Below are 26,578 nucleotides of genomic sequence, written 5' to 3'. Positions count from 1 at the left end.
CATTAAGACTGCAATGCATCGCTCAGGCGGTCTAAACGACTGCGCGCTGAGTTATCGATGACTAGGTCTCCGGCTCGAATAATAACTCCACTAAGTAGAGTCTCATCTATACTGCAATTCAGCTGAACTTTGCGCGCTAAGCGCTGTTCCAATTTGCTGCTGATCTCTGCGCGTTGTTCTTCAGAAAGTTCTACCGCTGAAGTTACTTCAACGTCGATCTCTTTCTCATACTCTTTTTTGAGTATAAAGAACTCTTTACAAACATCAGGAAAAGCCATTAAGCGGCCATTCTCTGCCATCACTTTAATTAAGTTCTGACCGAATTCATCAAATTGTTCGCCACAAATTACAATGAATACTTCAGCTAATTTTTCAGCAGTCATAGAACCGCTTAATAAATTATGAACATCATCATTTTGTGCCACTTCGGCAGCAAAAGTAAGCATCTGACCCCATTGGTCTAGCTCACCTTTATCTACCGCAAAGTCAAACGCTGCTTTAGCATAGGGGCGTGCGATTGTAGTCAAATCAGACATATACAGCCCCTTGCTTTAAAGTTTTGCAGTAATGTTGTTAAGAAGATCATCGTGTACATCTTTATCGATTGTACGCTCAAGGATTTTCTCAGCACCAGCTATAGCCAGAGTTGCGACTTGTTTGCGCAGGTCATCACGGGCACGTGTACGCTCTGCTTCAATTTCTGCTTCAGCTTGCGCTAAGATTTTCTGGCGTTCTGCCTGAGCTTCTTCGCGTGCTTCATCAATAATTTGAGCTTTACGTTTGTTTGCCTGATCAATAACCTCAGTTGCAGTGCGCTTTGCTTCTTTCATTTGCTCAGAAGCGTTGGCTTGTGCCAGGTTCAAGTCTTTAGCAGCGCGTTCAGCGGCTACTAGACCGTCAGCAATTTTTTTCTGACGTTCTTCAATTGCTTGCATGATTGGTGGCCATACATATTTCATGCAGAACCAAACAAACAATGAAAAAGCAATTGCTTGACCTAACAGAGTTGCGTTCATATTCACAACAGCTACCCCTCGTTAAGAATCAACTACAAAAATTTAATTAACTATTGAGAGTTAATTAGCCTGCTAGTTGACCAACAAATGGGTTAGCAAACGTGAATAGTAGTGCGATTACGATACCGATCATTGGAACAGCATCCAGTAGACCAGCGATGATGAACATCTTAACTTGTAGCATTGGAGCCATTTCAGGTTGACGCGCAGCGCCTTCTAGGAATTTACCACCAAGAATAGCAAAACCAATTGCAGTACCTACGGCACAAAGACCAACAATAATAGCAACAGCGATTGCTGAAAAACTTAGTACAGTTTCCATTTACGTTCTCCGATTAACATTAATAGTTAGAATAAAGCTTAAAAATTTTTTTTAGTGATCACTATCTTCATGAGCCATTGATAAGTAAACGATTGTCAACATCATGAAAACAAACGCTTGAATCAAAATAACCAAGATATGGAAGATAGCCCAAGGTAGTGCACCTACCCATTGTAAGTACCACGGTAGCATTGCCGCGATAAGAATAAACACCACCTCACCCGCAAACATATTACCAAATAAACGCATACCTAGAGATAGTGGCTTCGCTAATAACGAAATTACCTCAAGTACCAAGTTAAATGGAATCATGATTGGGTGATTAAATGGATGCAGTGCCAATTCTTTAGCAAATCCGCCTAGACCTTTCACTTTGATGCTGTAGTAGATCATCAGAGCAAAAACACCTAAAGCCATTGCCATTGTTATATTTACATCAGCTGTAGGAACCACTTTCAAGTAAGGGATACCTAGCCAATGCTCTGCAGGATATGGTAAGAAATCGATAGGCACTAAGTCCATCAAGTTCATTAATATAATCCAGCAGAATATAGTCAGTGCTAGTGGGGCAATCAGAGGGTTGCGGCCATGGAAAGTTTCTTTAACGTTGTCACCAACGAATTCCACTACCATTTCAACAAAACACTGAAGCTTACCAGGTACACCTACTGTTGCTTTCTTTGCGACTGAGCGAAAAACCCAAAGGAATAACATCCCTGTCAACACCGAAAAAAACAGACTGTCTATATGTACGTTCCAGAAACTTGTCTCCTCTACAAGACCAAACTTAGCTAAAGAAAGGTTTTGTAAGTGGTGCTCAATGTATCCGGATGCTGTTGGCGCAGCCATAACTCATCCTATTTTTTATTGTTAATGAAAAGCACTGGCGCAAAGATATTAATACCTAGAACCAGTAAATAGGTCAGTTTGAGGGGAACTAATTCCACCTGCATATACATGTAGACAATAGAGAATAGTAGAACTGTGATAAGGATTTTTAGCGCTTCGCCTGCATAGAACGACGCCGCAACTAACTTAGTTGCGCGAGCTCCACTAAAAAGGAAAGCACACACACAAAAAACTGCATTTGCGATGACAAAAATACCGCCACCGATTAATGCAGCAAAACCCCAATCAGGATTAACAGCTAAACCTAACCCTATCGCCACTAATATAACCGCGCTAAGCTCGATCAATAACATTTGCTTTGCAAGCACTCGTCCTGGTCTTGCTAACGCCGCTACCATGTATTCGTTCCTCTTTTAAGCCTTCTTTACTACTCGCTTAAAAGCGTGCTGAGAAATTGGCGAAAATTATACGTTCAGCCAAATTGATTGCAATAACAACGCAGCAATCATTTACATTTTTGCATACAAACCGACAACTTTTGTACGAAATTACTTGTTTATTACATAATTGACCTAAATCAATTATCTCATCTAGTACTCTAGTTTAGCAATAAGTTGCTCTAATTTGTGAGGCTCATCAAGAGTAATTGTCACTTTTGACTTACCGCTAACAGAACGAGTAACTGAAACGTTTGCTTGCAATTTTTCCGTGAGTCTTCGTGAAAGTTCGATAGCTTCTGTGTCTTCAGGCTTCGATTCACCTTCAACGTCTGGTTTTAAGCACTTTTTGACAAGTTGCTCAGTTTGACGCACGGTCATTTTTTTGGTTGCCGCAGTGTTTGCTGCTTCAACCTGGGTATCACCTTCAAGCGCAAGCAGTGCTCGAGCATGCCCCATTTCCAGTTGTTTATTGGAAACTAAACCTTTTACTTCATTTTCGAGCTGATTTAGACGTAATAAGTTACTCACCGTTGCTCTCGATTTACCGATAACATCAGCGACTTGTTGGTGTGTCAGCTCAAATTCGTTCTGTAGGCGCTCTAGCGCTTGTGCTTCTTCGATAACATTCAGGTCTTCACGCTGAATATTCTCAATCAATGCCATCGCGATAGCGGCCTTGTCTTCAACTCTCTTGATCAGGCATGGCACTTGTTTAAGGCCAGCTTGACGAGCCGCTCTCCAACGACGTTCACCAGCAATAATCTCGAACTGGTCATGCGCCAATGGGCGAACTACGATCGGTTGGATAATGCCTTGAGATTGAATTGATGCAGCCAGTTCTTCTAGCGCTTCAGGCGCAATATCCTTACGCGGTTGATACACACCAGGCTTCAAGCAACCAACAGCCAGTTCGATAAGCTCACCATCAGCCGACAACGCCTGACTATGAGAAGCAACTTGCTGTTTTTCACGAGCCAATGAGCTAGTTGCAAGCAATGCATCTAGCCCTTTTCCTAAACCACGCTTAGACATTGAGCGAATTCCTTTGGTTGGACCTATACTGGGACTTCTTCACGACGCAACATTTCGCCTGCAAGAGCAAGATAAGCCTTAGCTCCTGCGGAATATTTGTCGTAGTACATTGCTGGCTTGCCGTGACTCGGGGCTTCTGCCAGACGCACATTTCTAGGGATCACAGTTCGGTAGACTTTGCTACCAAAGTGTTTTTTGAGTTGATCAGATACTTCGTTCGATAAGCGGTTGCGAGGATCGTACATAGTACGCAGAAGACCTTCGATCTTCAGGTTCTCATTTACAACAGCCGCTAGCTTACTGATGGTATCCATCAATGCAGTCAAACCTTCCAAAGCAAAGTATTCACATTGCATAGGAACCAATACGGAGTCGGCCGCAGCCATCGCGTTGATTGTAAGAAGGTTTAATGAGGGTGGGCAATCAATAAAGATGAAATCATAGTTATTGCGAATGGATTCGAGTGCGTTTTTTAAACGAACTTCTCGAGCAAACACTTCCATCAGCTTGATTTCTGCCGCAGTAACGTCGCCGTTCGCGGCGATGAGGTCATAATTACCAGATGTACTCCGGCAAACCACCTCATCAAATGGGGTGTCTTCAACCAACAAATCGTAAGCAGTTGCTTCAACTTGATACTTGTCGACACCGCTCGCCATAGTGGCATTACCTTGAGGATCGAGGTCAACAACCAATATCTTGCGTTTTGTTGCCGCCATTGATGCTGCTAAATTAATGCAAGTTGTTGTTTTTCCTACGCCACCCTTCTGGTTGGCAATTGCTACGATTCTACCCACTATGGCCTCGCTGATTATCCCTGACGCGATAAAGTAACTAGATGACGCTCTCCATCAAGCTCTGGCACTTGCAAAGCTTTAATGTCTGTCACTGAACACCATTCAGGTAACAGGTCGATTTCGTCTCTAGGATGTTGTCCCTTAAGAGCCAAAAATACACCGGATTGCTCTTTAGGTAAATGGTGACACCACTCTACCATGTCTGTCATTGACGCAAATGCACGACTGAGCACTGCATCAAACTTTTCTTCTGGTTGAAATTCTTCAACGCGACTTTGAACCGGTACCACATTGTCGATACCCAGCTCATGAATCACCTGTTTGATAAAACGAATACGCTTACCTAGGCTGTCTAGCAAGTAAAACTCGCAGTCTGGATTCATGATTGAGAGCGGAATCCCAGGAAGACCAGGTCCCGTGCCCACATCGATAAAGCGCTTACCTTGTAAGTGAGTGCTAACAATGATGCTATCTAAGATATGTTTCACCATCATTTCTTGCGGGTCACGAACTGACGTTAGGTTATAAGCTTTGTTCCACTTGTTCAGTAGCTCAACGTAGCCAACCAACTGGCCACGTTGTTTTTCAGATACTTCAAGTTCAGTCTGGCCAATAAGGTGATCCAGTTTTTCGCGTAATGCGCTCATTATGCTTCCTCACCTTTTTTCAACAGGCCGTGTTTTTTCAAGTAAACCAACAGAATTGAGATTGCAGCAGGTGTGATACCTGAAATTCGCGAAGCAATACCAATTGAGTCAGGCTTAGCTGTCGTTAGTTTAAGAACCACTTCGTTAGAAAGTCCTTTTACCTTGCTGTAATCGATATCAGCAGGCAGTTTGGTGTTTTCATGACGCAGTGATTTTTCAATTTCGTCTTGTTGACGCTGAATGTAACCATCGTACTTCACTTGGATCTCAACTTGCTCAGACGCTTGTTGATCTTCCAGTGCAGGACCAAAACGATCCAATGCGGTTAGCTGTGAATAAGTCATTTCAGGGCGACGAAGAAGATCTTCACCACTCGCTTCACGAGACATTGGTGTTTTCAGAATTTGGTTCAGTTGATCAATATCTTCAGATTTTGGATTAATCCAAGTCTCTTTCAGACGTTGACGCTCCTTCTCCATGTTTTCCATCTTCTCGTTGAAACGAGCCCAACGAGCGTCATCAACAAGGCCAAGTTCACGCGACTTTTCAGTCAAGCGGATATCGGCGTTGTCTTCACGAAGCAGCAAACGGTATTCCGCGCGAGATGTAAACATGCGGTAAGGTTCTTTGGTACCCATGGTCGATAGGTCGTCAATAAGCACGCCCATGTAAGCTTGGTCACGACGTGGACTCCAGCCTTCTTTGCCTTGAGTAAACAAACTTGCATTCAGACCGGCCATCAAGCCTTGTGCAGCCGCTTCTTCATAGCCAGTGGTACCGTTGATTTGACCGGCAAAGAATAGACCTTTAATAAACTTAGTTTCGTAAGTCAGCTTAAGGTCGCGAGGATCAAAGAAATCGTACTCAATCGCATAGCCAGGGCGAACGATATGAGCATTTTCAAAGCCCTTCATCGAACGAACAATTTGAACCTGTACATCAAACGGCAGACTGGTAGAGATACCATTAGGGTATAGCTCGTGAGTCGTTAGACCTTCAGGCTCAATAAAAATTTGGTGACTGTTCTTGTCAGCAAAACGCATTACTTTGTCTTCAATCGAAGGACAGTAACGAGGGCCAATGCCTTCAATCACACCCGCGTACATAGGGCTGCGATCAAGGTTGGCACGAATTACGTCATGCGTATTTTCATTGGTATGCGTGATGTAACATGGAATCTGACGAGGTTGTTGAGCTCGGCTACCCATGAACGAGAAAACAGGCGTCGGGTTATCGCCGTGCTGAACCTCAAGCTCAGAAAAATCAACGCTACGTGCATCGATACGAGGAGGTGTACCTGTTTTCAGGCGATCAACTCGGAATGGAAGATCACGAAGACGGTCAGCCAGTGCGATCGATGGTGGATCACCAGCACGGCCACCTGAAGAACTTTCCATGCCAATATGGATCTTGCCGCCTAGGAATGTGCCCACAGTCAGAACCACAGCGCTTGCGCGGAACTTAAGGCCCATCTGCGTTACCACACCCACCACTTGATCCTGTTCAACGATCAAGTCATCAACCGACTGTTGGAACAAAGTTAGGTTTGGCGTGTTTTCAAGAACGTTACGAACAAAGGCTTTGTACAGTGCGCGGTCAGCTTGTGCACGAGTAGCACGAACCGCAGGGCCTTTTGATGCGTTCAATGTTCTGAACTGAATACCTGCATGATCAATAGCTTGCGCCATTAATCCACCCATTGCATCGACCTCTTTTACCAAGTGGCCCTTACCGATCCCGCCAATGGCTGGGTTACAAGACATTTGTCCTAGTGTATCGATATTATGAGTAAGTAATAACGTACTTTGACCAGTACGTGCAGATGCGAGTGCGGCTTCCGTTCCTGCATGGCCACCACCAACAACGATGACGTCAAATTTTTCGTGATAAAGCATGAACCGACCTCAGGTATTCAAACGTTTTCTAGATTGATAAAAAGGAGCGATATTCTACCTGTTTTCATAGCCTGAGAAAACGTTTTTGGGATTTTTCGAAAAAGCTGTTTTTAATTAATATAGATAAGATCTTTAAGGAGATCTTTTATTAGATCTATTATTAGGATCGAGGGTATCTGTGGATAAGTCGAAAATGATCAACGAGATCATGGATCTTTTTTGGATCAAATGATGTGATCTAACTTTGATCAGGATGAGGATTAGCTGGGATCAAAATGGCTACTTATTCACAGGAGGAAATTAGCCTAAAACTTGTTATTTGGATAACTATAGGTTAATCACCGTATATGTATGATCTTATCCACAGCAGAAATTGAAAATAGATCGCTAATTTTCGATGTTTTTGAAAAAAAGTTATTCACAATCGCGATGTTCAGAGACAAAAAAAGCGGCATAAGCCGCTTTTTGAGAGAAGAGAGAGGTTAAAACTGGTCGCTATGATCGTTGAACCAAGCTTCTGCTGCGTCTTCTGGTACCGGAGTTTCCAATACATCGATGGTAAAACAGTCAGAAATAGGCTGAGCACCGAGCTCTTTCATCTGGCTGTGGATTGATTTTCCCGCTAAACAGAAGGTATCGTAACTCGAATCACCAAGCGCCACGACAGCAAAGCGAACCTGGCTTAAATCTGGAGATTGCTGGGTCAATGCGTCGATAAACGGCTTAATATTATCTGGAAATTCACCCGCACCATGAGTTGAAGTCACCAGCAACCAAAAGCCTTGTTGGGGAATATCATCGAATTCAGGCTGATTATGAAGGGTGATCTCGTGGCCTTGCTCTTCAAGAAGATCATTAAGGTGATCGCCAACGTACTCTGCACCACCTAAGGTGCTGCCTGTAATAATGTGGATCATTAAGCTGTCCTTACTAAAGAAAAAGGCCAGCATGATCCGGCCTTTAAAGGTTATTTACCAATACAGAAAGAGGTGAAGATACGGCCGAGTAGGTCATCGGAACTGAACTCACCAGTAATCTCGTTGAGGTGTTGCTGCGTTATACGTAGCTCCTCTGCCAAGATTTCACCTGCCATATAGCCTTCGAGCTGTTGCTGACCAATATCTAGGTGCTCAGATGCGCGTTCTAGGGCATCTAAGTGGCGACGACGTGCCATGAAGCCACCTTCATTGCCACCAGCAAAGCCCATGCAATCTTTTAAATGATTACGCAGTGCATCAACGCCTTGTCCCGTCTTTGCTGATAGTCGAATCAGAGTTGGATCATTAACATGGCAAATCCCGAGATCTTCACCAGTTTGATCGGCTTTGTTACGAATCACGGTCATTCCGATGTTATTCGGCAGACGATCAACGAAATCTGGCCAGATATCTTTCGGGTCGGTTGCGTCAGTAGTGGTGCCATCGACCATAAATAAAACGCGATCGGCTTGAGCAATTTCTTCCCAAGCGCGTTCAATACCGATTTTTTCGACTTCATCCGAGGCTTCACGCAGGCCTGCGGTATCAATAATGTGCAGTGGCATACCATCAATATGGATATGTTCACGCAGTACATCACGGGTGGTACCAGCAATATCAGTCACAATCGCGGAGTCTTTACCCGATAATGCATTCAGTAAGCTCGACTTACCGGCATTAGGACGACCTGCAATCACCACCTTCATACCTTCACGCATGATGGCACCTTGATTGGCTTCTTGGCGAACCGCTTCGAGGTTGTCGATGATAGCTTGTAAGTCAGCACTTACTTTACCGTCAGCAAGGAAATCAATCTCTTCTTCTGGGAAGTCGATAGCGGCTTCAACATAGATGCGTAAGTGAATCAGAGAGTCCACCAGCGTATTAATGCGTTTTGAGAACTCACCTTGCAACGATTGCAGAGCTGATTTCGCCGCTTCTTCTGAACTGGCATCAATGAGGTCAGCAATCGCTTCTGCTTGGGTTAAATCCATTTTGTCGTTTAAGAAGGCACGCTCCGAGAACTCACCTGGGCGTGCTGCGCGTAGCCCTGGAATCGCGAGGATACGCTTGATGAGCATATCCATTACCACAGGACCACCGTGGCCTTGTAGCTCTAATACGTCTTCACCGGTAAACGAGTGCGGGTTAGGAAAGTAAAGCGCGATGCCTTGGTCTAACTCTAAACCATCGTGAGATTTAAAAGGGGTGTACTCAGCGTAACGTGGTTTCAGTACTTTGCCGGTAACTTCAAGCGCAACTTGGGCTGCTTGTGGGCCTGAAACGCGAATAATACCGACGCCGCCACGGCCGGGTGCAGTCGCTTGAGCAACAATCGTATCTGTAGTCATAGTTGTGCCTGCTAGCATGTGAAAGCCAAAAAGGGGCGCTCACGATTAATCAATTAGCTGAATTGTAATCAGCTAAAAACAAAAAGGCGACCTTTTGGTCGCCTTTCTTTATCTCTTTCTATTATCGAACTTACTTAGAATGTAAGCCTTTCTTTTCCAGCGCGCGGTAGATAAGCGTTTGCTGAATCAGAGTTACGATGTTCGATACTAGCCAGTATAGAACCAGACCTGAAGGGAAGAACAGGAAGAAGAATGTGAACATAACCGGCATAAAGGTCATGATCTTCTGCTGCATAGGATCCGTTACAGTTGTCGGGCTCATCTTCTGGATTAAGAACATTGAAGCACCCATCAGAAGTGGCAAGATGTAGTATGGGTCTTGTGCTGAAAGGTCAGTAATCCAACCGAAGAACGGTGAGTGACGCAGTTCAACAGACTCCATTAGTGCCCAGTATAGCGAAATGAAGATAGGCATTTGCAGAAGGATAGGTAAACAGCCACCTAGTGGGTTTACTTTCTCTTTCTTGTAAAGCTCCATCATTTCTTGGCTCATGCGTTGACGGTCGTCGCCAATACGCTCACGCATTGCAGTCAGCTTAGGCTGAAGCATACGCATTTTCGCCATAGACGTGTACTGAGCTTTCGTTAGTGGGTACATAGCACCACGAACGATGAAAGTTAGACAGATGATTGCCAGACCCCAGTTCACAACGATGCCTTGAATGAACGAAAGCAGAGTATGAAGTGGTTTAGCAATGAACCATAACCAACCGTAGTCAACTACTAGGTCTAGGTTTGGTGCAACAGCAGCCATTTGGTCTTGAAGTTTAGGACCAACCCAAAGCGTTGCTTTGAAGTTTGCTTCGTCGCCAGTAGCGATGGTTTTGTTCGGCATGCGAACACCGATATCGCCAAGGTTACCAATTACACGAGTGTAAAGGTTGCTGCCTGCTTCGTCGCGTGGGATCCATGCACTTGCAAAGTAGTGCTGAATCATCGCTGCCCAACCTTGACCGTTTGCTAGGTTAAGAGACAGGTTGCGATCTTGCATGTCGTCGAAGCTGTATTTTTTGTAACGCGTATCTTCCGTAGAGTAAGCACCACCACGGTAAGTTGGCATTGTTAGGCTACCGCCGTCATCCATTACGTTCTGACGTAGGTGAGCGTACATGCCGAATGTCGCGTTGTTACCAGAGTTGTTGACTACATCGTATTCAACATCCATTGCGTAGCTTCCACGCTTAAGGATGAATGTTTTCGTGTAATCAAGGCCGTTCGCTTGGTAAGTCATCGGGATGCGTAGTTCATCCTGACCATCAGCAAGCGTGAAGCTGTCTGCTGAAACTGTGTAGCTTGGGCGGTTTGTGCTGCTTAGGTCGATACCTTGAGGACCCACTAGACCGCTTTGTGCGATAAATTGGTGACCAGGTTCGTTTTTAAGAAGAACAAACGTATCGTCTGAATCGAACTCAGCAGAGTAATCGTTTAGGTTTGCTTTAACGACATCACCACCAACCGTATCAATTGACAGAGTCAGTACATCAGTTGTTACTGTGATAGTTTTAGCAGAAGCAACTTGACCAGGAGCCGGGTCTAGATCATCTGCATAAGATGGCGCTGGTAGGGTGCTGCCAGATTGTGCCTGCTCAACCGCTTGTGGTGCTGGATTCTGAGCTACGTTCCATTGTTGGAACAGTAGGAAAGAAACCAAAGCCAATGCGATTAACAGGATATTACGTTGAGAATCCATCGTTATTTATCTCTGTCTTGTTTTTGGACTGGTGGAACGGGGTCAAAGCCCCCTTCGTTCAAAGGATGGCATTTTAATAGACGTTTGCCTGATAACCAACACCCTTTTACAAAACCGTGAGCTTTCAACGCTTCTATCGCATATAAAGAGCAGGTTGGAGTAAATCGGCAGCGTGGGCCGATGAGTGGACTAATAAACCATCTATAAAAATAGATGGGTATTAGCGCTATCCACGCGAAGGGCGAGACAGGCGAAGCCATAATTTGTCGAGTAGCTTGAACATTTCTTCATTGCTTAAATCTTGCGCGCTCTTCTTAGCGATTACAACAAAATCTTTGTTAGGAAGTTTGTGTTGAGTGTTACGAAAGCTTTCACGAGTAAGACGCTTGAATCGGTTACGACCCACGGCGGTTTTAATCTGCTTTTTCGGAACGGCTAATCCAAGACGAGGATTTGAAAGAGAGTTATTTCGGGCAATGATGGTGAAATGAGGGGAGCCAGCTCGATGAGCTTGCTTGAAGACATTTTGATAATGTTCGGGAGTTAACAAGCGTAACTCCCGACCGAAGGCTAGCTTATTCAAAATAATCAAAGATTACTTAGAAAGACGCTTACGGCCTTTTGCACGACGTGCATTGATTGTTGCGCGACCGTTCTTAGTAGCCATGCGAGCACGGAAACCGTGAGTACGCTTACGCTTTAGAACTGTAGGTTGAAAAGTGCGTTTCATTTGTAATTACCTTACTGATCAGTAGTTTTAGGTTTTTGTTAAACCCGGCGTGGGCATTTTTTCTCTTCTTTATATAAGAAAGGAAAACCGACGCCTCTCAACAAAGAGGCGGAATTGTAATCACTGTCACAAAAAGTGTCAATGATTGGGTTAACTAAAATTCCGGTCGGGGGATTATACGTAGAATAACCAAAATCACAAGGATCCTTAGTCGATCCCAACCTTATTTAAGAATTTTATTAATTTAGGATCCTGTGGATTACCAAAAATATCCTGTGGAGATCCCTGCTCGACAATATGACCGTCAGCCATGAAGATCACTCGGTCTGCTACTTCTCTAGCGAACTGCATTTCATGGGTAACCACCAGCATGGTTTGATGCTGATTTGCCAGTTTTTTCATTAGGTTAAGCACTTCGCCAACCCACTCAGGATCAAGTGCTGAAGTCGGCTCATCAAACAGTAAAAGCTCGGGTTGTAGTGCCATTGCACGGCCAATACCCACCCGTTGTTGCTGGCCACCAGAGAGCGCGGCTGGGTAGCTATCACCTTTGTCACCTAAGCCAATATCATCAAGTATTTGTTGTGCTTTTTCATGGGCTTGCTGTTTTTTCCAACCACGAACGGTAATTAAACCTTCAGCAATATTCTGTCTCGCGGTTTGGTGAGCGAACAGTGCATAGTTTTGGAATACAAAACCGGTCTTACGACGCAATGCAAGCACCTCTGCCTTAGTGTGTTTCTGAGTATCAACCTTGATATCATCAATCGAAATCGTGCCTTGATCGGCTTGCTCTAGAAAATTCACACAACGCAGTAGGGTAGATTTACCCGTACCACTTGAACCTATGATGACAATTATCTCACCTTGCTTGATTTCTAGGTCGATCCCTTTCAAAACTTCGGTGTCACCAAACTGCTTGTGGATATTTTGTAATTTGATCATCGTACATACGCCTTATTCAGTTTCACTTCGGCCCAAATTTGAATACGAGTGAGGATAACGACCACGCCCCAGTAAATCAGCGCTACCGCTAAGAAAGCCTCGAAGAAGCGGAAACTTGAAGAAGCCTCCATCTGAGCTTTAGCCATGATTTCGGCGACACCTAGGGTGAAGGCAAGTGAGGTCGACTTGATCATGTCGATGAAGTAGTTCATCAATGACGGCAGTGCCACGCGAGTTGCTTGCGGCAAGATCACTCGGCGCATCGCTTGGCTGGTTGTCATCCCGACCGAAAGGCTGGCTTCCATCTGGCTGCGATCAATACCGATAATCGCGGCACGAATACTTTCTGCCATATACGCGGCAAAGTGCAGGGTTAAGCCAATCACAGCGGCGCTGAAGGCATCCAACCCAACCATCCACGGGAAGACTTGTGGTAAGCCGTAATAAAGGAGGAACAGCTGCACCAACAGTGGGGTGCCTCGGAAGAAGCTAATGTACAGCTGGCTCAGTTGGTCGAGTACTGGGATTTTGAATACACGAATATTCGCCAGTATCAGAGACAGAATTAGAGCAAAGAACAAGCCCCAAGTCGCCATCTCCATCGTGGTGCCTAAATACTTCAGTAGTATCGGCAACAGCTCTAGCATGTAATTAAAGTCAAATCCCATAATCTATCTCGTATTTTTATTGGCAGTGTTGTTCTATATGTAAGTACTGTTCTATCAGGTTTTTTAATCAGTGCACAAAAGCAAAAAGCCCACCGCTGTATAAAGCAGTGGGCCTTGAATGGAGAAAGTGAGTAATTACTTCTGAGTAATGTCCGCACCAAACCATTTCTGAGAGATACTTTCTAGCGTACCATCTGCGCGCATTGCTGCTAATGCTTCATTTACTTCTGCTTGCAGTTTTTTGCCGTTATCGTTGTCGACGAAAGGCCAAGCGTTTTCAATGGTTTCGAATGGCTGACCCGCCAGTTGTAATGGTAGACCAGTCTTCTTGATAAGCTCTAGTGCTGATAGGCGATCCATTACGAATGCATCGGCACGGCCCAGTGCCACATCATGTTCAATACCTGTATCGTAGGTTTTTACATTGATCTTGCCATCTTTGTCGTAGCTGCGAAGCAGTTGTTCAAAGTTTGAACCTAGGTTTACCGCAACTGTCTTGCCATTAAGGTCTTCGATACCTTTAATGCTGTCATTACCTTTACGAACGGTAATTTGTGCGCCGTCTACTACGTATGGGTCTGCGAATAGGTATTTCGCTTTACGTGCATCCGTCATTGTAATTTGGTTTGAAATGGTATCGATGCGACCCGTTTCAAGAAGACCAAACAGACCAGAGAAGTTTGCCGTTACGTATTCAACCTTGTAATCGTTACGCTTACCGATCTCATCCCATAAATCCACTTCAAAACCCTGTAATTGGTCTTGTTTAACGAACGTAAACGGGAAATAGCGACCAGACATGCCGACTTTAACTTCAGTCGCAGCTTGAACAGTAGCAGCAGAGAGTGCGATAGCCGCAATTGCAGCCTTAATCCAGTTATTCATTTGGTAACTCCTTATATTTATGGGTTTGGATGTTACTGGGAAAATGCTCACTAGAATAAATAACCAGATGTTATTAACCATAACCAGATTGAATTCCCGATTTGGGGATAACTAGCAAGGATCCGGGCATAAGTGGATCATTGTGTGAGTAAATTAGGGGCAAGATGTGTGGATCCACCGATAAATTACAAATTTATTGTGAATAACTTGGATCTTATTCACTGGATCTGTGATCAATTGCTGGTGATCTGACTTATCAACAGGTAAAATTAGCGGTCATTTCATATTACTTTAAATAGAGTGAGGGCACCGTGTCATCTTCGCTTTGGTTGCAGTGTTTGCAACAGCTTCAAGAAGAGTTACCAGCTACAGAATTCAGTATGTGGGTTCGTCCGTTACAAGCGGAACTCAATGACAATACTCTAACTCTATTTGCACCGAACCGTTTCGTACTCGATTGGGTTCGTGATAAGTATCTAAATAGCATTAACCGTCTGCTGCAAGAATATTGCGGTAACGATATCCCACATCTTCATTTTGAAGTGGGAAGCAAGCGTGTGATTGCACCAAAGCCTGCGACACCGGCACCGACTCAGACTCGTACTGCAGCTGATGTGGCCGCTGAGTCATCAGCACCTGCGCAATTACAAGCTCGCAAGCCTGTCCATAATATCTGGCGTGATGAAGAGCCTGTCGCGGTTGACTTGAATCACCGCTCAAACGTGAACCCAAAACATAAGTTCAATAACTTTGTTGAAGGTAAGTCGAACCAACTGGGTTTGGCTGCGGCACGTCAGGTTTCTGATAACCCAGGTACAGCCTACAACCCGTTGTTCCTATACGGCGGCACTGGTTTAGGTAAAACACACTTGTTGCATGCGGTGGGTAACGCCATTGTTGATAATAAGCCGAATGCGAAAGTGGTTTATATGCACTCAGAGCGTTTTGTTCAGGATATGGTAAAGGCCCTGCAAAACAACGCGATCGAAGAATTTAAGCGCTACTACCGTAGTGTTGATGCATTGCTTATCGATGACATCCAATTCTTTGCTAATAAAGAGCGTTCTCAAGAAGAGTTCTTCCATACCTTTAACGCGCTGCTTGAAGGCAACCAACAGATCATCCTAACGTCTGACCGTTATCCAAAAGAGATCAACGGGGTAGAAGATCGTCTTAAATCTCGCTTCGGCTGGGGTTTGACGGTAGCGATTGAGCCACCAGAGCTTGAGACGCGTGTTGCGATCTTGATGAAGAAAGCCGAAGACCACCAAATTCACCTTGCGGATGAAGTAGCGTTCTTTATTGCCAAGCGTCTACGCTCTAACGTTCGTGAGCTGGAAGGCGCATTGAACCGTGTTATTGCGAATGCAAACTTCACTGGCCGCCCGATCACGATCGACTTCGTGCGTGAAGCACTGCGTGACCTACTTGCACTGCAAGAAAAACTGGTCACTATTGATAACATTCAAAAGACAGTAGCCGAGTACTACAAAATCAAAGTCGCTGATCTATTGTCTAAGCGTCGTTCTCGTTCTGTTGCTCGTCCACGTCAATTGGCGATGGCACTGGCGAAAGAGCTAACAAACCACAGCTTGCCTGAGATTGGCGATGCATTCGGTGGTCGTGACCACACGACGGTACTGCATGCTTGTCGTAAGATTGCTCAGCTGCGTGAAGAGAGCCACGACATTAAAGAAGATTATTCGAACTTGATTCGTACCCTTTCTTCTTAATACACAGTATTCTTAACCTTAATAAGCAGAATCTTGGCCACGTACTATTACGCAGTGCCATTTAGACCGTAAGAGCAAGATATGAAATTTACCATTGAACGTAGTCACCTGATTAAGCCATTACAACAAGTATCTGGCGCACTCGGTGGTAGGCCAACGCTTCCAATTCTAGGAAACCTACTGATTAAAGTAGAAGATAACGTGTTGTCGATGACAGCGACGGATCTAGAAGTTGAACTGATCAGCCGTGTAACGCTTGAAGGTGATTTCGAAGCGGGCAGCATTACCGTACCTTCACGTAAATTCCTAGATATCTGCCGTGGATTGCCAGATAACTCAGTGATCACTGTGGTATTGGATGGTGACCGTATTCAGGTTCGTTCAGGTCGTAGCCGCTTCTCATTAGCAACATTACCTGCGGCAGATTTTCCAAATATTGAAGATTGGAGCAGTGAAGTTGAAGTGTCAGTGACACAAGCTGAACTTCGCGGTCTTATCGAGAAAACACAATTCTCAATGGCGAACCAAGATGTTCGTTATTACCTCAACGGTATGTTGTTTGAGATTGAAGGTTCTATCCTGCGCAGCGTAGCGACCGATGGTCACCGTATGGCAGTATCTCAAGCACAACTGGGTGCCGATTTTGCTCAGAAGCAGATCATTGTTCCTCGTAAAGGTGTTCAAGAGCTAGTGAAGCTATTGGATGCACCTGAACAGCCAGTAACACTGCAAATTGGTAACTCTAACGTGCGAGCTGAAGTGAACAACTATGTCTTCACTTCTAAGCTTGTTGATGGTCGTTTCCCTGATTATCGCCGCGTAATGCCGCAAAATACCACCAAGACACTTGAAGCTGGCTGTGATGAATTACGTTCAGCATTTTCTCGTGCTGCGATTCTATCTAATGAAAAATTCCGTGGTGTTCGCGTTAACCTTGCTGATAGCGAGATGCGTATTACCGCGAACAACCCAGAGCAAGAAGAAGCGGAAGAAGTACTCGATGTTAACTTCGACGGTGACGCATTAGAGATTGGCTTCAACGTAAGCTACGTATTGGATGTTCTGAACACACTGCGTTGTGAACAGGTTCGTATCTCAATGTCAGACGCCAATGCGAGTGCTCTTATCGAGAACGCACAAGATGACAGCGCGATGTACGTTGTTATGCCAATTCGCTTATAAGCTGCCCTATGTTGACCTACCGAGTCGTGATTGAAGATTAATATGAAGACGTTATGCCTTTATCGCGCTTAATCGTTAAGCAGTTTAGAAATATTGAAGCCTGTGACATTCAACCGTCATCAGGCTTTAACTTTCTTATAGGGGCTAACGGAAGCGGCAAAACCAGCGTCCTTGAAGCGGTGTATCTGCTCGGACATGGTCGCTCATTCAAGAGTTCACTTACCGGTCGTATCATACAAAACGAGTGTAGTGAGCTGTTTGTACATGGCCGTTTTATGACCTCGGATCAATTTGAGCTGCCAATTGGCATTAATAAGCAGCGCGATGGCACGACAGAGGTTAAAATAAGCGGTCAAACTGGGCAAAAGTTGGCTCAGCTAGCTCAAGTCTTACCTTTGCAGTTGATTCACCCTGAAGGGTTTGATTTACTAACCGATGGACCTAAGCATCGCCGAGCATTCATTGATTGGGGAGTCTTCCACAGTGAGTCGGGCTTTTATGATGCGTGGGGCAGGGTAAAGCGCCTCAATAAGCAGCGAAACGCCTTATTGAAAACGGCAACTCACTATCGAGAGCTGAGCTATTGGGACCAAGAATTGGCCCGTTTAGCAGAAAGCATCAGTCAGTGGCGTGCCACCTACGTTGATCAGCTCAAAGAAGTCGCCGAAGAGATCTGTGCGACCTTCCTTCCTGAGTTTGAGATAAAGATTAACTACTATCGCGGCTGGGACAAAGACACCCCATACGCCGAGATATTAGAAAAGAATTTTGAAAGGGATCAGCAGCTTGGTTACACCTTTAGTGGGCCAAACAAAGCGGATCTGAAGATAAAAGTGAACGGCACTCCAGTGGAAGATGTCTTGTCACGAGGTCAATTGAAGTTGATGGTGTGCGCGCTACGAGTAGCACAAGGGCAACACCTCACTCAAATGACAGGTAAGCAGTGCATCTATTTGATAGATGACTTCGCTTCCGAATTAGATAGCCAACGCCGAGCACGTCTTGCTGAGTGTTTAAAGGCGACCCAGGCTCAAGTTTTTGTAAGCTCTATTACCGCTGATCAGATTGCAGATATGCATGACGAAAATAGCAGGATGTTTCATGTGGAACATGGCAAAATAGAGCAAGGATAATTAGTCAGAGAGTAACTATGTCAGATAATTACGATTCATCGAGTATTAAAGTACTGAAGGGTCTGGATGCGGTACGTAAGCGTCCTGGAATGTACATTGGCGACACGGATGATGGTACCGGTCTGCACCACATGGTTTTTGAGGTGGTAGATAACTCTATTGATGAAGCGCTAGCTGGTCACTGTAATGACATCATTGTAACTATCCATGAAGATAGTTCTGTGTCTGTGAGCGATGACGGCCGTGGTATTCCAACAGAATTGCACCCAGAAGAAAACGTATCAGCAGCAGAAGTAATCATGACGGTTCTTCACGCTGGTGGTAAGTTCGATGATAACTCGTACAAGGTATCTGGTGGTCTGCACGGTGTTGGTGTTTCAGTAGTTAACGCACTTTCTAAGCAAGTTACTCTTACTATCCACCGCGGTGGCAAAATCCACACTCAAACCTACAGCCACGGTGAGCCTCAAGCGCCGCTAGCGGTTATCGGTGACACGGATAAAACAGGTACAGAGATTCGTTTCTGGCCGAGTGAAGAAACCTTCACTAACATCGAGTTCCATTACGACATTTTAGCTAAGCGTCTACGTGAGCTATCATTCTTGAACTCTGGTGTATCAATTAAGCTAATTGATGAGCGCGAAGAAGACAAAATGGATCACTTCGAATACGAAGGCGGTATCCAAGCGTTTGTTGAACACCTTAATACTAACAAAACGCCAATCATCCAAAAAATCTTCCACTTTAACTCTGAGCGCGAAGACGGTATTACCGTTGAAGTTGCGATGCAGTGGAATGACGGCTACCAAGAAAACATCTACTGTTTCACCAACAACATCCCTCAACGCGATGGTGGTGCTCACTTAGCAGGTTTCCGTGCGGCGCTAACGCGTACCCTGAACAGCTTCATGGACAAGGAAGGCTTCTCTAAGAAAGCGAAGACTGCGACCTCTGGTGATGATGCTCGTGAAGGTCTGACGGCGATTGTTTCTGTTAAAGTGCCTGATCCTAAGTTCTCAAGCCAAACTAAAGATAAGCTGGTTTCTTCAGAAGTGAAGTCTGCCGTTGAATCTACAATGGGTGAGAAGTTGTCTGAGTTCCTTATTGAGAACCCAGGTGAAGCGAAAACAGTTTGTTCTAAAATTATTGATGCAGCACGTGCTCGTGATGCAGCGCGTAAAGCTCGTGAAATGACTCGTCGTAAAGGCGCATTAGATTTAGCGGGTCTTCCAGGTAAGCTTGCTGACTGTCAGGAAAAAGATCCTGCACTATCTGAACTATATATTGTGGAAGGAGACTCTGCTGGCGGTTCAGCTAAGCAGGGGCGTAACCGTAAGAACCAAGCAATCCTACCGCTGAAAGGTAAAATCCTTAACGTAGAGAAAGCACGTTTCGATAAAATGCTGTCTTCTCAAGAAGTAGCAACGCTAATCACAGCTCTTGGTTGTGGTATTGGCCGTGACGAATACAACCCAGATAAACTGCGTTACCACAACATCATCATCATGACCGATGCCGATGTCGATGGTTCTCACATCCGTACTCTGCTACTGACGTTCTTCTACCGTCAAATGCCAGAGCTGATTGAACGTGGTTATATCTACATTGCTCAACCGCCACTTTACAAAGTGAAGAAAGGTAAGCAAGAGCAGTACATTAAAGATGAAGATGCGATGAACCAGTATCAAGTATCTTTGGCTTTAGACAATGCAGAACTGCACGTAAACCCTGAAGCGCCAGCATTTGCAGGTGAAGGTTTAGAGAAGCTTGTTCAGCAATACAATGCAGGCATCAAGCTTGTTGATCGTATGAGCCGCCGTTACCCACGCGCATTGGTTCACGAACTGATTTACGTTCCTCGTCTAACGGCTGAGCAGTGTCACGATGACGCGGCAGTTGAAGCTTGGGGTAAGCAGCTTGTTGAGCAGCTAAACGCGAAAGAAGTAGGTGCGAGCCAATACAGCCTTGAAGTTGAAAAACACGAAGAGCTAGGCTTAAGCGTTCCTAAGATTGTGGTTCGTACTCATGGTGTGACTCATGAGCACCTTCTGAGCATCGATCTTATTAACTCTAAAGAGTTTGGTAAGCTAGCGGACCTTTCTGAAGCACTTGATGGCTTGATTGAAGAAGGCGCTTACATTAAGCGTGGTGAGCGTACTCAAGAAGTTTCTAGCTTCGTCGATGCTCTGAACTGGTTAGTGAAAGAGTCTCGTCGTGGTCTAAGCCTACAGCGATACAAAGGTCTAGGTGAGATGAACCCTGATCAACTTTGGGAAACCACAATGGATCCTGAAACTCGCCGTATGATGCAAGTAACAATTGAAGATGCTGTTGGTGCTGATCTGTTGTTTACGACGCTAATGGGTGACCAAGTTGAACCTCGCCGTAACTTCATCGAAGAGAACGCATTGAAGGTTGCTAACCTTGATGTATAGATTTCTTTAGTAATAAAGAAACTCAAAATGATAAAGCACTGCCCACAGGCGGTGCTTTTTTATGCCTGTTCGATATGGCGACCAGCCGTTGCGAGGAAGTACTTTCCGGATAAAAGTCCTACTTCGTAGTCATGTTCAAGTGCATGCTGTGGACTTCCCAGCAATGTAGAGTGCAGCGCTTTGTCTGGGTGAATCTCATAGATAGTGGCGTCTTCTGGCGGGTTACTCAGAAAGTCTTGTGTCGCGCGGTAATGGGCTTCGTGTTTGAGTAACAGCTCAATCATCGCTTTAGCTTTTGTTTTCCCTAACAACTTACTGTATTTGCACATCCAGCGGTGATCAAAAGACGTTGAGATAGGTACTGTCCGAATCACCACAATATGTTTATAACCCCGCTTATAGGCTTCTTGTGCTGGGATCGGAGCAGCAATGCCACCATCAAGCCACTCTTCATCATTTGCTTGAATTGCCTTTGGGCTGATAAAGGGAACGGCACATGAGGCTTTGAGAGCGTCCTGCCAAGCGTGTGAGTCTAAGTCAAAATAGGCTGGCTCGTGACGAGTCGCGTGGGACGCACAGGCAAGCACCTGACAACTTTTCATATTGTCATGACCTAACTGCCAGTTGAGCGGCAAGCTTGTTTCGGTTTGCTCAAGTAACCAATCTAGGTCTAATCCTTTCTTTTGCAGTAAGAACTTATATGTATCAAAGAATTCAGGGCTGGCTGTTGCTTCTGTGATGACGCGATAAGCATGGCGATGTTGGCCGCATATATAGGATGCTAGGTTAAGAGAACCCGCTGATGTGCCAATCATCAATGAAAACGGATTAAAGCCTTGTTCGAGAAAGGCATCCAACACGCCCGCTGTGAAAATTCCGCGCTGGCCGCCGCCTTCCGTTACCAGAGCCACCTTATCGATGTGGATATCTAGGTGCGCCAAGGCATCGTAGGAGTGGAGTGCGTAAGAAATATGCGTAGAAGACATCAGAATTGCCACCAAAAGCGATAAAAAAGGATTCAACCTGATTAGGATATGACCAATGGTGGTTAATTAAAATTAAGTAATATTTATACAGCGTTTGGTTTTTCTTAACTAAAAGTTGAATCAAGCTGCTTGAAAAGCGCTTTGTGGCACCACATATCTATTTATGAAGAGGATGACTGTCTTGCTCAAAAGAGAAGAAACAGAACCTTCATTACCGCTAACGAAGTATCGCTCAATAGAGGATAGCTTTGGCAGCACACAATTTAAAAATTGATTCATTGCCATGTCCCAGCGTTGTCGCCAATAGAGGTGAAACCCGAGGAATGCGAATTGAATCTCTTAGCTGTTTACTGGATCACACACAGGTTCGATCTAAGTAAAATTCGCAGCTAAGACTATTGCTTACTAAAAGGATAGCATTATGAGAACTGTAGATTTCACTCCACTTTACCGCAACGCAATCGGCTTCGATCGTCTATTCAACATGATGGAAGCGAACACATCGAAGAACTCTTCTGGCGGTTACCCTCCATACAACATCGAGCAAAAAGACGAGAACAACTACCGTATTACTATGGCAGTCGCTGGTTTTGCTGATGACCAATTAGACCTGACTCAGAAAGAGAACATGCTAATTGTGAAAGGTGAGCGTAAAGCTGAAGCAGAGAAAACCTTCGTATACCAAGGTATCGCAGAGCGCGATTTCGAGCGTAAATTCCAACTGGCTGACTACGTAAAAGTGGTAGGTGCAAGCATGGAAAATGGTCTTCTTCACATCGACCTAGAACGCGAAATCCCAGAAGCGATGCAACCACGCAAGATTGCTATTAATGGTAATAGTCTACTAGAAGGCTAATACCCGTCATACTTGAAGCTACAGCGTTGTTGACGTCGTAAATCCCCCCTAATCACATAGGTTCCCTATGCTCATAGGGCTGAATTTTCTAGTCGCCTAGCTGAACCCTCAATTATTTAGGGTATTCAAGTGACAAACATCATCGGGAAGTAAAAGTGAAAGAGCACCTCATGAGGTGCTCTTTTTGTATTTGACCTACGGTAAGCTAAAAGCTCTTATTACTGCTCTGAGTAAGCCTTTTTCACTTCTTCAGCAATGATAGCAATACCTTTCTGCATCGCTTCATCGTCTTGTACGTAGTTCATACGCAAGCACTGGTGAGCATGATCCCACTCGTCTTCTTGACCGATAAAGAAGTATTCACCCGGAACAATCAATACGCCGCGAGCTTTAAGGCGGTCGTACAATTCCATTGTGGTGATCGGCAACTCATCAAACCATAGCCATAAGAAGATAGCGCCTTCAGGTTTGTGAATGCGGAAGCGTGGGTCATCGATAGCCTCTTGTAGCAGTTCAACTGCACGTAGCGATTTTTCTTTGTAGAAAGGTTTGATCACCTCACTGCTCAAGCGTAGTAAATCGCCTTTTTCAATCATGTGGTTGGCAATCGCAGGGCCGACGCTGTTTGGCGCTAAGCTGATGATGCCATTCATGTTGGTCAATGCTTGTGTTACTTCTTCACTCGCAATCACGATACCGCAACGCACACCTGGCAAACCAAGCTTAGAAAGGCTCATGCACAGAATCGTATTTTCATTCCAGAACGGTTCGACATCTTCAAAGATGATATTTGGAAACGGCAGGCCGTAAGCATTGTCGATCAGCAGTGGGATGTTGTTTTCACGCGCCAGTTTATCCAATTTACGTACTTCTTCGTCGGTCAGTACGTTACCCGTTGGGTTGGTTGGACGAGATGCACAGATAGCCGCTACTGAGTCATCAACCTTTAGTTGTTCAAAATCGACGTGGTATTTGAACTGGCGGTTTTCTAGCAGCTCGATCTCTGGGTGGTAAGAGATAAAGATATCGTCATCAATGCCCGCGTCGCCGTAGCCGATGTATTCCGGTGCGATCGGCAGTAGGATTTTCTTATGTGAGCCGTCAGGCTGTTGACCTGCTAAAAGGTTGAACAGGTAAAAGAAGCCACTTTGACTGCCGTTAGTCAGGCTGATGTTCTTTTCGCTGATGTCCCAACCATAGGTCTCTTTCAGCATTGCCGCTAACGACTTGATGAAGCTGTCTTTGCCCTGCGGACCATCGTAGTTGGCGAGGGCGGCGATGAGTTCTCCACTGGCGAGCATGTCGGCACTGGCTTGGTTAAAGTAATCGAGCATGGCTGGGATAGCGGCTGGGTTACCACCACCGAGCATGATTGCGCCTGGAGTGCGCAGGCCATCATTTAAATCATCCATTAAACGAGTGATTCCAGAGTATCGATTAAACTTTTCACCAAACTTAGAGAACTGCATTACTTATTTTACCTAATTCATTGTGATTGCTTGTTATGTGTCAGTAAGGCAGACCTTATGCCTGCCATCAGTGTATTCCTTGAACATACCGCAATGTTTTTGCGACGCATAGCGCCAAATGCTCTAACACGAAAAAAACTTCTATAAAGTTTGGCTAATGAGTGACAGCTTGCTTATTGAACGCGCTTTTGGTGATCAAAAAAGGGAAGCCCAAGCTTCCCTTTTAATTTATGTCGTTTGATAACCGTGCGTGTTTACTTCGAACCTGTATACACAACCAACACCTTGTCATCTTGGTATTGGCGCTCGAAGGCGTAATAACCCTTGCTGTTACGGATGATGTGCTTACCTTGCGCGACAGCTGGGTGGCGTTGGCGGAATTGGCCAAGCGCTTGCCAGTGTTCTAGCAACTCGGCACGCTCTCCGGTGATTTTGTCCCAAGGCATGTCTGAACGCGTGCCTTGCATTGGATCGGAACCTGTTGGGCCAAAGTCACGGGCTATTTCATCACCGTAATAGATCTGTACCGCGCCTGGAGCCAGCATCAGTGCATTCGCGGCTTTGGTCTGCTTGGCAAAGTCACTGCCGTGTTGTGTCCAGAATAACGAGGTGTCGTGAGATGAAAGGTAACTCAACACGTTGAACTCGCTGTCACTGTTGATCTTCTCTGCATAGCGAAGGTAGTCAGCATCGAGATCGGATAGACACTTAAGTGCTTTGGGTGCGATATCACTCTGGAATTCAAAGTTGATGATCGAATCAAATCCGTTAGCGAAGTAATCTGATTTGACCACGCTGTGTGCCCATACTTCGCCAGTCATCCAGAAGGGTAAGTCATCCAAGGCCTTGTCTGGGTTGTTCTGTTTCCACTCGGCAAGTGCTTGGTTGGTGCTCTCTTTCAGTTCTGCCCATGCTTCGAGTTCAACGTGTTTAGCGGTATCGACCCTGAAACCATCCACGCCGTATTCGCGCACCCAATCTGATAACCAAGTGATTAAATGGTCACGAGGTGTTTTGAGTTCATCGGTCGCGCTGGTGGACTTATTGCGATAGAAATTAGGCAGCCCGGTTGTCTCTGTCGACTCTGTTTTGAAATCGGGCAGGTGCGCCAAAGACATGGTGAGGTTATTGTAACCCGGAGAGTCATAGGCGCCGATATCGCTGCGCAACCAAGCTTTGCCCCACCACTTTTCCCACGCTTCTTTGTCACTGTAAGAGATGTAGTTATTGAAGTAGTGCCAGTTCTGGCCTGCTTCTGGTTGCCAATCTGTCCAGTTTTCGCCGAGGGTTTGTTTGGCTTGTTCATCGGTAAGGTTGAGCTTGCCGAAGTCGAACTCTTGCATGTCGGCAAGTGTCGCATAGCCCGTGTGGTTCATTACCACATCCCAAACAACGCGAATGCCTTTGCTGTGCGCGGTATCGATGAAGGTTTTCAGCTCATCTTCGGTGCCCATGTTGTCATCGAGCTTAGTCCAATCTTGATGGTAGTAGCCGTGGTAGCCGTAGTGTTTGAAGTCACCGCGATCACCGCCGCCAACCCAGCCATGGATCTGCTCTAGTGGAGAGGTAATCCAGATAGCATTGGCACCTAGCGATTCTATATAGTCGAGTTTTTCGGTTAAGCCTGCCAAGTCACCACCGTGGAAGGTGCCGATTTCATCTTGTCCGTCTTGGCTGCGACCATAGCTGTTGTCGTTATCAGGATTACCATTATGGAAACGGTCGGTCATTACGAAGTATACCGTGGCGTTGTCCCAACTAAAGTCTGCCTTGGTTTCTGGTTCTACTTTCTCAAGCAGCAGAACACCTTGGCTGTTTTCTGCAGGCTGCATGGTGACGCTGCCATTCGTTACTGTGACTTGTTTGCCCGAAAGAGCGTCTCTTACCACGGTGCCATCATCAAAGGTTTGAGTAACATCGATGGTGGTTGGTTGATCACTGGGTACAGGACAGGCAAAGCTTTGAACTTGTTGTTGCTTCGGCTTTATCTGAACCGTGAGTTCATTGGTCTGTGGGTTGAGCGTAAACTGATAGGTGTTAGCGCGAAAGACCTTGATATCTAATTCAGACTTCTCGGCGCAGTCGTCTAGGCGAAGGGGTTTATTGAATTTGATGCGGTTTTCTTCAGCCAGCGCATAGTTGGTGCCACAGGTATTTTGAGTATCGCTGATAGAGAAGGTATAGCTACCTTTAGCGAGTTCCTGTTCAGCAATAACAGTGCCTTTTCCTGTCGATTCAAATACGACAGTGTTGTTATCAATCGTCAGCAATAAGCTGTCATCACTGGTTTGGCTGCATGCGCTGAGTGCGAGTATTGAAAGCGCGAGTACTGTTTTTTTCATTGTTCCCTTCCCCTGAATAAACAGATCAGTTATAGCAAACAATGCCCTCTACAGTCTGAGTGCTGATTCATTCAGTTAATCAATAACACCTCTACAAACAAATGCTTGGTTCACAAAAACAAAAAGGGAAGCTTTCG

The 26,578-nt window shown here is 45.3% G+C and carries 26 protein-coding genes; 5 read left to right on the top strand and 21 right to left on the bottom strand.

Annotated features, from left to right (window positions below):
- Positions 1-2 precede the first annotated feature (2 nt).
- From atpH to MSG38_RS22195, 18 genes are all read right to left on the bottom strand, one after another.
- Complete coding sequence (gene atpH, locus MSG38_RS22280) at positions 3-536, bottom strand: F0F1 ATP synthase subunit delta (RefSeq protein WP_009848122.1); 534 nt, start codon at positions 534-536, stop codon at positions 3-5.
- A 15-nt stretch (positions 537-551) separates the two neighbouring features.
- Complete coding sequence (gene atpF, locus MSG38_RS22275) at positions 552-1,022, bottom strand: F0F1 ATP synthase subunit B (RefSeq protein ID WP_010433231.1); 471 nt, start codon at positions 1,020-1,022, stop codon at positions 552-554.
- Between the two features lie 58 nt (positions 1,023-1,080).
- Positions 1,081-1,338: a F0F1 ATP synthase subunit C gene (gene atpE / locus MSG38_RS22270; RefSeq protein WP_004411110.1), complete on the bottom strand. Its 258-nt coding sequence runs from the start codon at positions 1,336-1,338 to the stop codon at positions 1,081-1,083.
- A 51-nt stretch (positions 1,339-1,389) separates the two neighbouring features.
- The gene (gene atpB, locus MSG38_RS22265) at positions 1,390-2,187 is read right to left on the bottom strand and encodes a F0F1 ATP synthase subunit A (RefSeq protein WP_017632650.1); all 798 of its coding nucleotides are present in this window, start codon (positions 2,185-2,187) and stop codon (positions 1,390-1,392) included.
- A gap of 8 nt (positions 2,188-2,195) precedes the next feature.
- Positions 2,196-2,585, bottom strand: a complete 390-nt coding sequence (locus MSG38_RS22260) for a F0F1 ATP synthase subunit I (RefSeq protein WP_017058798.1) — start codon at positions 2,583-2,585, stop codon at positions 2,196-2,198.
- A 192-nt stretch (positions 2,586-2,777) separates the two neighbouring features.
- Positions 2,778-3,659 carry a ParB/RepB/Spo0J family partition protein gene (locus tag MSG38_RS22255; RefSeq protein WP_048611230.1) on the bottom strand — a complete coding sequence of 294 codons (882 nt, stop codon included), beginning with the start codon at positions 3,657-3,659 and terminating at the stop codon, positions 2,778-2,780.
- A gap of 23 nt (positions 3,660-3,682) precedes the next feature.
- Entirely contained in the window at positions 3,683-4,456 is a 774-nt protein-coding gene (locus tag MSG38_RS22250) for a ParA family protein (RefSeq protein ID WP_019825554.1), read from the bottom strand.
- Positions 4,457-4,470: 14 nt separating this feature from the next.
- Positions 4,471-5,103 (bottom strand): 16S rRNA (guanine(527)-N(7))-methyltransferase RsmG, encoded by a 633-nt coding sequence (rsmG, locus tag MSG38_RS22245; RefSeq protein ID WP_017058801.1) that lies wholly within the window; start codon positions 5,101-5,103, stop codon positions 4,471-4,473.
- Entirely contained in the window at positions 5,103-6,998 is a 1,896-nt protein-coding gene (gene mnmG / locus MSG38_RS22240) for a tRNA uridine-5-carboxymethylaminomethyl(34) synthesis enzyme MnmG (protein WP_017058802.1), read from the bottom strand. The genes rsmG and mnmG overlap by 1 nt, the downstream gene beginning before the upstream one ends.
- 482 nt (positions 6,999-7,480) lie before the next feature.
- Positions 7,481-7,915: an FMN-binding protein MioC gene (gene mioC / locus MSG38_RS22235; protein WP_048611234.1), complete on the bottom strand. Its 435-nt coding sequence runs from the start codon at positions 7,913-7,915 to the stop codon at positions 7,481-7,483.
- A 50-nt stretch (positions 7,916-7,965) separates the two neighbouring features.
- A complete protein-coding gene (gene mnmE / locus MSG38_RS22230) occupies positions 7,966-9,327 on the bottom strand; it encodes a tRNA uridine-5-carboxymethylaminomethyl(34) synthesis GTPase MnmE (RefSeq protein ID WP_029235098.1) in 1,362 nt (453 codons plus the stop codon).
- A gap of 130 nt (positions 9,328-9,457) precedes the next feature.
- On the bottom strand, positions 9,458-11,077 hold the full coding sequence (yidC, locus tag MSG38_RS22225; protein WP_248369665.1) for a membrane protein insertase YidC: 1,620 nt from the start codon (positions 11,075-11,077) through the stop codon (positions 9,458-9,460).
- Between the two features lie 2 nt (positions 11,078-11,079).
- Positions 11,080-11,337, bottom strand: a complete 258-nt coding sequence (yidD, locus tag MSG38_RS22220; protein WP_004735802.1) for a membrane protein insertion efficiency factor YidD — start codon at positions 11,335-11,337, stop codon at positions 11,080-11,082.
- On the bottom strand, positions 11,304-11,627 hold the full coding sequence (gene rnpA, locus MSG38_RS22215) for a ribonuclease P protein component (protein ID WP_017055478.1): 324 nt from the start codon (positions 11,625-11,627) through the stop codon (positions 11,304-11,306). The genes yidD and rnpA overlap by 34 nt, the downstream gene beginning before the upstream one ends.
- A 45-nt stretch (positions 11,628-11,672) precedes the next feature.
- Entirely contained in the window at positions 11,673-11,807 is a 135-nt protein-coding gene (gene rpmH, locus MSG38_RS22210; protein ID WP_004735800.1) for a 50S ribosomal protein L34, read from the bottom strand.
- Between the two features lie 207 nt (positions 11,808-12,014).
- Entirely contained in the window at positions 12,015-12,752 is a 738-nt protein-coding gene (locus MSG38_RS22205; RefSeq protein WP_215407469.1) for an amino acid ABC transporter ATP-binding protein, read from the bottom strand.
- Complete coding sequence (locus tag MSG38_RS22200) at positions 12,749-13,420, bottom strand: amino acid ABC transporter permease (RefSeq protein WP_009848134.1); 672 nt, start codon at positions 13,418-13,420, stop codon at positions 12,749-12,751. The genes MSG38_RS22205 and MSG38_RS22200 overlap by 4 nt, the downstream gene beginning before the upstream one ends.
- 135 nt (positions 13,421-13,555) lie before the next feature.
- Entirely contained in the window at positions 13,556-14,305 is a 750-nt protein-coding gene (locus MSG38_RS22195) for an amino acid ABC transporter substrate-binding protein (protein WP_050649810.1), read from the bottom strand.
- Positions 14,306-14,616: 311 nt separating this feature from the next.
- Here MSG38_RS22195 and dnaA point away from each other — a divergent pair, with 311 nt between their 5' ends.
- The 4 genes from dnaA (at position 14,617) to gyrB (ending at position 20,788) form a co-directional block, all read left to right on the top strand.
- Positions 14,617-16,038 carry a chromosomal replication initiator protein DnaA gene (dnaA, locus tag MSG38_RS22190; protein WP_019825569.1) on the top strand — a complete coding sequence of 474 codons (1,422 nt, stop codon included), beginning with the start codon at positions 14,617-14,619 and terminating at the stop codon, positions 16,036-16,038.
- Positions 16,039-16,119: 81 nt separating this feature from the next.
- Complete coding sequence (dnaN, locus tag MSG38_RS22185; RefSeq protein WP_017058809.1) at positions 16,120-17,220, top strand: DNA polymerase III subunit beta; 1,101 nt, start codon at positions 16,120-16,122, stop codon at positions 17,218-17,220.
- A 53-nt stretch (positions 17,221-17,273) separates the two neighbouring features.
- Positions 17,274-18,353, top strand: coding sequence for a DNA replication/repair protein RecF (gene recF, locus MSG38_RS22180; RefSeq protein ID WP_019825571.1), 1,080 nt, complete (start codon positions 17,274-17,276; stop codon positions 18,351-18,353).
- Positions 18,354-18,370: 17 nt separating this feature from the next.
- Positions 18,371-20,788, top strand: coding sequence for a DNA topoisomerase (ATP-hydrolyzing) subunit B (gene gyrB / locus MSG38_RS22175; protein ID WP_017058811.1), 2,418 nt, complete (start codon positions 18,371-18,373; stop codon positions 20,786-20,788).
- Positions 20,789-20,847: 59 nt separating this feature from the next.
- Here gyrB and MSG38_RS22170 read toward each other — a convergent pair whose 3' ends face one another.
- Entirely contained in the window at positions 20,848-21,774 is a 927-nt protein-coding gene (locus MSG38_RS22170) for a patatin family protein (protein ID WP_048611242.1), read from the bottom strand.
- A gap of 421 nt (positions 21,775-22,195) precedes the next feature.
- Between MSG38_RS22170 and MSG38_RS22165 the strand changes: the two genes are divergently transcribed.
- Entirely contained in the window at positions 22,196-22,630 is a 435-nt protein-coding gene (locus tag MSG38_RS22165) for an Hsp20 family protein (RefSeq protein WP_009848140.1), read from the top strand.
- 218 nt (positions 22,631-22,848) lie between these two features.
- Here the strand turns inward: MSG38_RS22165 and MSG38_RS22160 are convergent, their stop codons facing one another.
- Positions 22,849-24,099: a valine--pyruvate transaminase gene (locus MSG38_RS22160; protein ID WP_048618375.1), complete on the bottom strand. Its 1,251-nt coding sequence runs from the start codon at positions 24,097-24,099 to the stop codon at positions 22,849-22,851.
- A 254-nt stretch (positions 24,100-24,353) separates the two neighbouring features.
- A complete protein-coding gene (locus MSG38_RS22155) occupies positions 24,354-26,441 on the bottom strand; it encodes an alpha-amylase (RefSeq protein ID WP_248402633.1) in 2,088 nt (695 codons plus the stop codon).
- Between the last annotated feature and the right edge of the window lie 137 nt (positions 26,442-26,578).

It is taken from the genome of Vibrio sp. 1CM24A, assembly GCF_023161725.1.
GTDB lineage: Bacteria > Pseudomonadota > Gammaproteobacteria > Enterobacterales > Vibrionaceae > Vibrio > Vibrio coralliirubri.
Note: the sequence above shows the minus strand (reverse complement) of the source record. Positions and strands in the feature narration are given on the sequence as shown.

Coding starts and splice junctions, on each gene's coding strand:
- atpH (WP_009848122.1), bottom strand. CDS start 536: ATGTCTGATTTGACTACAATCGCACGCCCCTATGCTAAAGCAGCGTTT.
- atpE (WP_004411110.1), bottom strand. CDS start 1,338: ATGGAAACTGTACTAAGTTTTTCAGCAATCGCTGTTGCTATTATTGTT.
- atpB (WP_017632650.1), bottom strand. CDS start 2,187: ATGGCTGCGCCAACAGCATCCGGATACATTGAGCACCACTTACAAAAC.
- MSG38_RS22260 (WP_017058798.1), bottom strand. CDS start 2,585: ATGGTAGCGGCGTTAGCAAGACCAGGACGAGTGCTTGCAAAGCAAATG.
- MSG38_RS22255 (WP_048611230.1), bottom strand. CDS start 3,659: ATGTCTAAGCGTGGTTTAGGAAAAGGGCTAGATGCATTGCTTGCAACT.
- rsmG (WP_017058801.1), bottom strand. CDS start 5,103: ATGAGCGCATTACGCGAAAAACTGGATCACCTTATTGGCCAGACTGAA.
- mnmG (WP_017058802.1), bottom strand. CDS start 6,998: ATGCTTTATCACGAAAAATTTGACGTCATCGTTGTTGGTGGTGGCCAT.
- mioC (WP_048611234.1), bottom strand. CDS start 7,915: ATGATCCACATTATTACAGGCAGCACCTTAGGTGGTGCAGAGTACGTT.
- mnmE (WP_029235098.1), bottom strand. CDS start 9,327: ATGACTACAGATACGATTGTTGCTCAAGCGACTGCACCCGGCCGTGGC.
- yidC (WP_248369665.1), bottom strand. CDS start 11,077: ATGGATTCTCAACGTAATATCCTGTTAATCGCATTGGCTTTGGTTTCT.
- yidD (WP_004735802.1), bottom strand. CDS start 11,337: ATGGCTTCGCCTGTCTCGCCCTTCGCGTGGATAGCGCTAATACCCATC.
- rpmH (WP_004735800.1), bottom strand. CDS start 11,807: ATGAAACGCACTTTTCAACCTACAGTTCTAAAGCGTAAGCGTACTCAC.
- MSG38_RS22205 (WP_215407469.1), bottom strand. CDS start 12,752: ATGATCAAATTACAAAATATCCACAAGCAGTTTGGTGACACCGAAGTT.
- MSG38_RS22200 (WP_009848134.1), bottom strand. CDS start 13,420: ATGGGATTTGACTTTAATTACATGCTAGAGCTGTTGCCGATACTACTG.
- MSG38_RS22195 (WP_050649810.1), bottom strand. CDS start 14,305: ATGAATAACTGGATTAAGGCTGCAATTGCGGCTATCGCACTCTCTGCT.
- dnaN (WP_017058809.1), top strand. CDS start 16,120: ATGAAATTTACCATTGAACGTAGTCACCTGATTAAGCCATTACAACAA.
- recF (WP_019825571.1), top strand. CDS start 17,274: ATGCCTTTATCGCGCTTAATCGTTAAGCAGTTTAGAAATATTGAAGCC.
- gyrB (WP_017058811.1), top strand. CDS start 18,371: ATGTCAGATAATTACGATTCATCGAGTATTAAAGTACTGAAGGGTCTG.
- MSG38_RS22170 (WP_048611242.1), bottom strand. CDS start 21,774: ATGTCTTCTACGCATATTTCTTACGCACTCCACTCCTACGATGCCTTG.
- MSG38_RS22165 (WP_009848140.1), top strand. CDS start 22,196: ATGAGAACTGTAGATTTCACTCCACTTTACCGCAACGCAATCGGCTTC.
- MSG38_RS22160 (WP_048618375.1), bottom strand. CDS start 24,099: ATGCAGTTCTCTAAGTTTGGTGAAAAGTTTAATCGATACTCTGGAATC.
- MSG38_RS22155 (WP_248402633.1), bottom strand. CDS start 26,441: ATGAAAAAAACAGTACTCGCGCTTTCAATACTCGCACTCAGCGCATGC.